This is a genomic window from Nonomuraea rhizosphaerae, assembly GCF_019396405.1.
GTDB classification, from domain to species: Bacteria; Actinomycetota; Actinomycetes; order Streptosporangiales; family Streptosporangiaceae; genus Nonomuraea; species Nonomuraea rhizosphaerae.
On sequence record NZ_JAHKRL010000396.1, the window covers coordinates 1 to 6,652 of the forward strand.

Annotated in this window: 6 protein-coding genes; 2 read left to right on the forward strand and 4 right to left on the reverse strand. The window is 71.7% G+C overall.

The window, feature by feature from the left end:
- The coding region (locus KME77_RS20325; protein ID WP_219470121.1) for a hypothetical protein at positions 1–401 on the forward strand (401 nt) is incomplete at its 5' end.
- Positions 402–466: 65 nt separating this feature from the next.
- Here the strand turns inward: KME77_RS20325 and KME77_RS20330 are convergent.
- On the reverse strand, positions 467–1,747 hold the full coding sequence (locus KME77_RS20330) for a serine hydrolase domain-containing protein (RefSeq protein WP_219470123.1): 1,281 nt from the start codon (positions 1,745–1,747) through the stop codon (positions 467–469).
- Positions 1,748–2,137: 390 nt separating this feature from the next.
- Between KME77_RS20330 and KME77_RS20335 the strand changes: the two genes are divergently transcribed.
- Positions 2,138–3,016 (forward strand): metallophosphoesterase family protein, encoded by an 879-nt coding sequence (locus KME77_RS20335; RefSeq protein ID WP_281424207.1) that lies wholly within the window; start codon positions 2,138–2,140, stop codon positions 3,014–3,016.
- A gap of 263 nt (positions 3,017–3,279) precedes the next feature.
- Here KME77_RS20335 and KME77_RS20340 read toward each other — a convergent pair whose 3' ends face one another.
- The 3 genes from KME77_RS20340 to KME77_RS20350 all read right to left on the reverse strand — a co-directional run.
- Positions 3,280–4,569, reverse strand: a complete 1,290-nt coding sequence (locus KME77_RS20340) for a homoserine dehydrogenase (RefSeq protein ID WP_308250789.1) — start codon at positions 4,567–4,569, stop codon at positions 3,280–3,282.
- Positions 4,566–5,948, reverse strand: a complete 1,383-nt coding sequence (gene lysA / locus KME77_RS20345) for a diaminopimelate decarboxylase (protein ID WP_219470127.1) — start codon at positions 5,946–5,948, stop codon at positions 4,566–4,568. Before lysA ends, KME77_RS20340 begins: the two co-directional genes overlap by 4 nt.
- Positions 5,949–6,062: 114 nt before the next feature.
- On the reverse strand, positions 6,063–6,652 hold a 590-nt coding region (locus tag KME77_RS20350; RefSeq protein WP_219470129.1), incomplete at its 5' end, for a DALR anticodon-binding domain-containing protein.

Genomic DNA, 6,652 nt, shown 5'->3' on the forward strand with positions numbered 1-6,652 from the left:
GCACGTTCGGCCCGTACGGGTACGGCGGCGTCAGGCTGGGGATGACCGCCAAGCAGGCCAAGGCCACCGGCAAGATCGTGGCCGAGTTCGGCGGCTACTGCTCCGGCTGGGACTACAAGGCCCACCGCAACCCTCGTAACGAGGTGAGCCTCTACATCTCCAAGAAGCGCGGCGTCGCCGTCATCTTCGCGCCACCCGGAGTGCGCACCCCCAAGAACATCGGCGTCGGCTCCACCCTCCGCCAGGTCAAGCGGGCCTACCCGAACGTCAAGGAGGAGCCGAGCGGCTGGTACGCCACCGTGCCGGGCAACCGCAAGGCGTTCTACTACTTCGGCGTCAGCGCGCGGAACAAGGTCAAGCAGCTCGCCCTCGGCCTCAGGGGCCAGGACTGCGTGAACTGACCTCCGCCTGCCGCCTGCGGGACGCCGTTCTCCCGCAGGCGGCATGACCACGGCGCGGGCGTACGTCAGACGCTCCCCTTCTTCCCGGTGGGCAACGTGTACGGCTCGCCGCAGAAGTAGCGGTTCAGCGTGTCGACAGCCGCCAGCAACATCAGCGCCACCCCCGGATCGTTGCGCTGCACGTTGATCGACAGCGTCATCCGGCGCGCGCCCGCCTCGTCGGCGAAGCCGAACGTCTGGTAGCCGGGGATGGAGCCGGTCGCGCCCCACATCTCCCCGCAGGTGAGCCCCACCGACTCCAGCCCGAGGCCGTACCGGGGGAAGATCGGAGCCTGCGGCGTGGCGACGCCGGTGCGCATCAGCGTCAGCAGATCCCGGCCGACGAGCCGCCCGCCGAACAGCGCCCGGTAGAAGCGGTTGACGTCACGGGCGTCCGACACCACGCCGTAGGCCGCCCAGGCGAACGACGGGTTCAGCCGGGTGATGGGCCTGAGCGCGCCGGGCGCGCCCGGATCGGCGCCCTGCGGCAGGTGGTAGCCGGTGGCGTGCGGCCCGTGGATGACGCTCGACGTCACGGGCAGGTACGACCGCGTCATCCCGGCCGGCCGGAACACCCTGCGATCCAGCTCGGCCCCCAGGTCGTGCCCCGTCACCTTCTCCACCAGCAACCCGAGCAGGATGTATCCCGCGTTGGAGTAGGCGAACCGGCCCCGCTCCGGCCGCGGCATCCGCTCCGCCTCCTCGATCAGCCGCTCCGGCGTGTACGTACGCCTGCCGTAACGCTCGGGATCGGCGAACTCGGGAGCGCTGACGTAGTCGGCCAGCCCGCCGGTGTGGTTCAGCAGCTCGCGCACGGTGATCCGGTCACCGCCAGCCACCAGGCCGGGCAGCCGCTCCCCGATCGGCTCGTCCAGCCTGACCTTGCCCTCCCGTACGAGCTGCAGGACGGTCACGGACACCATGCTCTTGGTGAGACTGGCGACCCGGAAGCGCGCCTCCCGCGGCACCGGCGCCCCGGTCTCCAGATCGGCGGTGCCGCTGGTGCCGATCCAGGTCCCGCGCTCGTCGTCGACCCTGGCCAGAACACCGGGCGCGCCGGCGGCCACCACGGCCTCCAGCGCCTGCCGCACCCCGGCGGGCTCCTCACGCCGGCCCTGCCGGAGCGCGACCGACCCGCCGCGCGCGGCCTGCGCGACCGACCCACCGCGCGCGACCTGCGCGACCGACCCACCGTGTCCGGTCCGCGCGACCGACCCACCGTGCCAGACCTGCGCGACCGGCTCGCCGTGCCCGGTCCGCGCGACCGCCGGCGACGGGAACAGCACCCCCGCTACGACGAGAGCCACAGCCGAGAGCAGCCGGCCGTTCACTGGCGACATGCGTGCCTTCCTTCCGATGGAGTCGTGGAGATCGATCTCCATCCTGGAGGCGCCGCACGCGGATCTCCTCCCCACCGCTGACGATCTCTCCCTGCGACGACGGTCGGACCCACCGTACGACTCTCGGCTGACGTCACAGCGGCAAGCCCTCATGTGCCGGGCGCGGGGATGCGGGCAAAGCCGTTGACGTTCTTCCGGCCCGGGTGCGATGCTCGGCCTGGTTCGGTCGTCGAGATGGCGGTGGAGCGCTGGGATGTGAGTCACCGGTTCAGGGCCGGTGGTTGACACCGCATCGTTGCGCCGCTCGACCGGTGCCGGGCCATGTCCGAATGGCTCTTCGCGAAAGGTCGGCAGGCGATGAAGATCGCTTTCTTGGGTGATGTCCATGGTTGTGTGCTGCACGCGCTGGGTGCGGCCGTGGTGCTGCGGAGGCGACGGGAGATCCGGCTCGACGCCGTGATCCAGGTCGGCGATCTGGGCGCCTTCCCGTCGTCCGGCCGGTGGGACGAGTCCAGCCGCCGTTTCGGCGGGGATCATCCCGCCCAGGAGGACTTCTTCCGCCTGCTCGACCCGTCACCGGCGCTCGCCGACGGCGTGCGCTCGGCTCTCGGGCAGATCCCTTCAGTGCTGTTCGTCAGCGGCAACCACGAGGACCACGACTGGCTGGCCTCCCTGCACGACAAGGCGTCCGCCGAGGTCGTGCCGGTCGACCCGCTCGGCGCCTACCGCCACGTCGCCTGCGGCAACGTGGTCGAGGTCGCCGGGCAGCGCGTGGCGTTCCTGGGGCTGATCGAGGTTCCCGGGAAGATGGACCTGGACGAGAGCGCGTACGCGCGACTGATGGCGGCCGGACCGGGTGACGTGGACATCCTGGTCACTCACGACGGCCCGTACGGGATGTCACACGACCGGCGCGGGAACGTCCAGGGCTCGCCGAAACTGACCGCGCTCCTGGAACACCTGCAACCGCGCCTGCACGTCAGCGGCCACTACCACCACCCCAACGGCCCACGCCATTACGGCCGCACGACGTCGTACGCGCTCGCCCAGTTGGTGCGGCCCAAGTCCACCCGATGGGAGCCGGAGCCGGTCAACCCCGAGCAGCGGGTGACGGCCGGCAGCGTCGGCCTGCTCGACACGGAGACCGGCGACTTCGCGTACGTGCGCGACGATTGGCTGGCCGACGTCAGGGGGGACGCGCTGGACCTGGCCGGACTTGTCGCAGCCCACTCCTGATCGATCAGCCAGGACGGGCGACGATCGATCCGATGTGGTCACCGGCTGAGGTCGGTGCCAGGAGCGGCGAATTCGACTCGTGGCTTCACGACAGACCGGAATAACCTGCGCTTACGGCATCGCCGAAGAGGACTCGCTCCGGCCAAGGTGCCGCCTGCGTTCGGGAAGGCGCCCGAACGTCGGCGAGGACCACGCTTTTGTGGGGTGTGGGGGGGCGCCGAGCCCCCCTGCGCGACAGCGCCCCAAGCTCGTGAACGAGCGTGTCAGGAATCGCCCTCCACCCGCATCACGCTCGCCACCGCCCGCACGATGTCAAGGTCCCGCAGCTCCTCCATCGTCGCCGTCAACGCCGCGTCCGTAGCCCGGTGAGTCACGATCACCAGCTGGGCGTCGTCCCCGCGCCCCTCCTGCCGCACCGTCTGGATGGACACGTCGTGCTTGGCGAACAGCTCCGCCACCCGGGCCAGCACGCCGGGTTTGTCGGCCACGTCCAGCGCCACGTGGCAGCGCGTGACGGTCTCGCCCATCGGGTGCACGCGCAGGTCGGCGTACGTGGACTCGGAGGGGCCGCGGGTTCCGGCGAGGCGGTTGCGGGCCACGGCGACCAGGTCGCCGAGGACGGCCGAGGCCGTGGGCGCGCCGCCGGCGCCCTTGCCGTAGAACATGAGCTGCCCTGCCGACTCCGCCTCCACGAAGACCGCGTTGTACGCCTCGCCCACGCCGGCCAGCGGGTGCGTACGGGGGATCATCGCCGGGTGGACCCGCACCCCCACGGACCGCCCGTCGTCGGAGCGGGCGCAGATGGCCAGGAGCTTGATGACGTACCCCATGGCCTTGGCGGAGGCGACGTCGGTGGCGGTGATGTCGGTGATGCCCTCGCGGTGCACCTCGGCCGCCGTCACCCGGCTGTGGAAGGCGAGCCCGGCCAGGATGGCGGCCTTGGCGGCGGCGTCGAAGCCCTCGACGTCGGCCGTCGGGTCGGCCTCGGCGTAGCCGAGGGTCTGGGCCTCCTCCAGGGCGTCGGTGAAGGACGCGCCCGTGGAGTCCATCTTGTCGAGGATGTAGTTGGTGGTGCCGTTGACGATGCCGAGCACCTGTTTGACGTGGTCGCCGGCCAGCGACTCGCGCAGCGGACGCAGCAGCGGGATGGCTCCGGCGACGCTCGCCTCGAAGTACAGGTCGCCCTCGCCGGCGCGGGCCGCCTCGTGCAGGGTGGCGCCGTCCTCGGCGAGCAGCGCCTTGTTGGCGGTGACGACCGACTTGCCCCGGGAGAGGGCGGCGACGATCAGCGAGCGGGCGGGCTCGATGCCGCCGATGACCTCGATGACGATGTCCACGTCGTCGCGGGTGACGAGCGTCTCGGCGTCCGTGGTCAGGAGGGCGGGATCGACCTCGACGTCGCGTTTGCGGCCCAGGCGGCGTACGGCGACCCCGGCCAGCTCCAGCGGCGCCCCGACGCGCGCGGCCAGGTCGTCGCCCTGCTCGGCGAGCAGGCGGATGACCTGCGAGCCGACCACCCCGCAGCCCAGCAAGGCCACTTTCAGCGGTTTCACAGTTGCCCCCTCAACAGGTCGTCCTCGGTCTCGCCCCGCACGATGACGCGCGTCTCGCCGTCGCCGACCGCGACCACGGCGGGCTTGGGCAGGTAGTTGTAGTTGCTGGCCAGCGAGCGGCAGTAGGCCCCCGTCGCCGCGACCGCGATGAGGTCGCCGGGCGCGAGGTCGGCCGGCAGGAAGCAGTCACGCACGATGATGTCGCCGCTCTCGCAGTGCTTGCCGACCAGGCGGCTGAGCATCGGCTCGGCGGAGCTCTCGCGGCTGGCCAGCACGGCCGTGTAGTCGGCCCCGTACAGGGCGGTGCGCACGTTGTCGCTCATGCCGCCGTCGATGCTCACGTACGTGCGCAGGCCCTCGACGTCCTTGACCGTGCCGACCTCGTACAGCGTGACGCCGCCGGGGCCGATGATGGTGCGGCCCGGCTCGACGGTCAGGCGCGGGATCGGCAGCCCGGCGTCCGTGCAGACCTTGGTGACGATCTCGCGCAGGCCGTCGGCGATGCGCTTGATGTCGGGCGCCTCGTCCTCCTCGACGTAGGCGATGCCGTAGCCGCCGCCCAGGTCGAGTTCGGGCAGCACGACGCCGTGCTCGTCCTTGATCTGCACGAGCAGCGTGGCCAGGCGGCGCGCGGCCACCTCGAACCCGGCGGTGTCGACGATCTGCGAGCCGATGTGCGAGTGGAGCCCGACCAGCTCCAGCGAGGGCAGCGCGAGGATGCGGCGCACGGCCTCGGCGGCGGCCCCGGTGTTGAGGGACAGGCCGAACTTCTGGTCGTCGTGCGCGGTCGCGATGAACTCGTGCGTGTGCGCCTCGACGCCGGTCGTCACCCGGATCATCACCTTGGGGCGTACGCCGTGCCGCTCGGCCAGGAAGCCGAGCCGCGCGATCTCGTCGTAGGAGTCGACGACGATGTGCCCGACGCCCGCCTCCAGCGCCCGGGTCAGCTCGGCGGAGGACTTGTTGTTGCCGTGCAGCGTGATGCGCGCGGCGGGGAACCCGACGCTGAGCGCGACCGCCAGCTCGCCCCCGCTGGCCACGTCGAGGCCGAGGTCCTCGTCCTTGAGCCAGCGCACGACCTCCTTGCACAGGAACGCCTTGCCGGCGTAGTGCACCTCGGAGCCGGCGAAGGCGGTGGCGTAGTCGCGCATGCGCGAGCGCACGTCCTGCTCGTCGAGCACGTAGAGGGGGGTGCCGTGCTCGCGGGCCAGATCGCGGACGTCGACGCCGCCGACCGTGAGCGCGCCATCGGTCCGGCCCGACGTTCGCGGCCAGATCGCGGGGTTGATCCGGTTGAGGTCGGCGGGCGCCTGCGGCGGGCGCTCGTGGGGCAGCATCTCGGCGTGCCGGTCCCCGGCGGGATGGGCGAATCGACTCACCCGATCGAGGCTATCGGAACCCTCGAACCCCCAGGACCGGCTGCCCACGTATCGAGACGCCACCAAGCCCCAAAAGGGATATTTTTACGATTTTTCGCCCATTCGCCGTAAAAATCACAGTCGCTCCGGCCCCGGGAGCACCTTCAGCACCGCCTCCGCGAGCCGCACCCGCGCCGTGTGCACCGGCTCGGGCGGCGCGTCCCCCATGGGGAGGGCCGGCGCCCGCTCGAAGGCGTCATGGTACGCCGAGGCCAGCCGGAACAGGTACGCCTCCCACCCGGGCGTCCGGCTCACCCGCCGCCCCGGCAGCTCGGCCAGCACCCGCAGCACGGCCCGGTCACAAGGGTGATCGAGCAGCTCGGGCCGGAACCCCTCGGCAGGAACCCCCAGGTCGCGGGCCCACCGCCGCACGGCCACCGCCCGCACATGCCCATAACGTACGACAAAGCCGGGGTTGTCCCAGGTACGCGGAAGATCGGGCCAGAAGTCGGGCACCTCAAGCGGCTCGACCGACAGCACCAGCGCCCCCGGCACCGCCACGGTGACCCGCAGGAACCCGTTGCCCAGCACCCGCGCCGAGGGCCCCAGCCGCGCCGCCAGCTCCCCCGGCGGGACGCCCCGCCGCAGGGCGGCGGCCGAGACGTACACGGCCTCCCGCTCCCACGTCCCTTCGGGCACCGGCGGCTCGCCGAGCACCTCGGCGA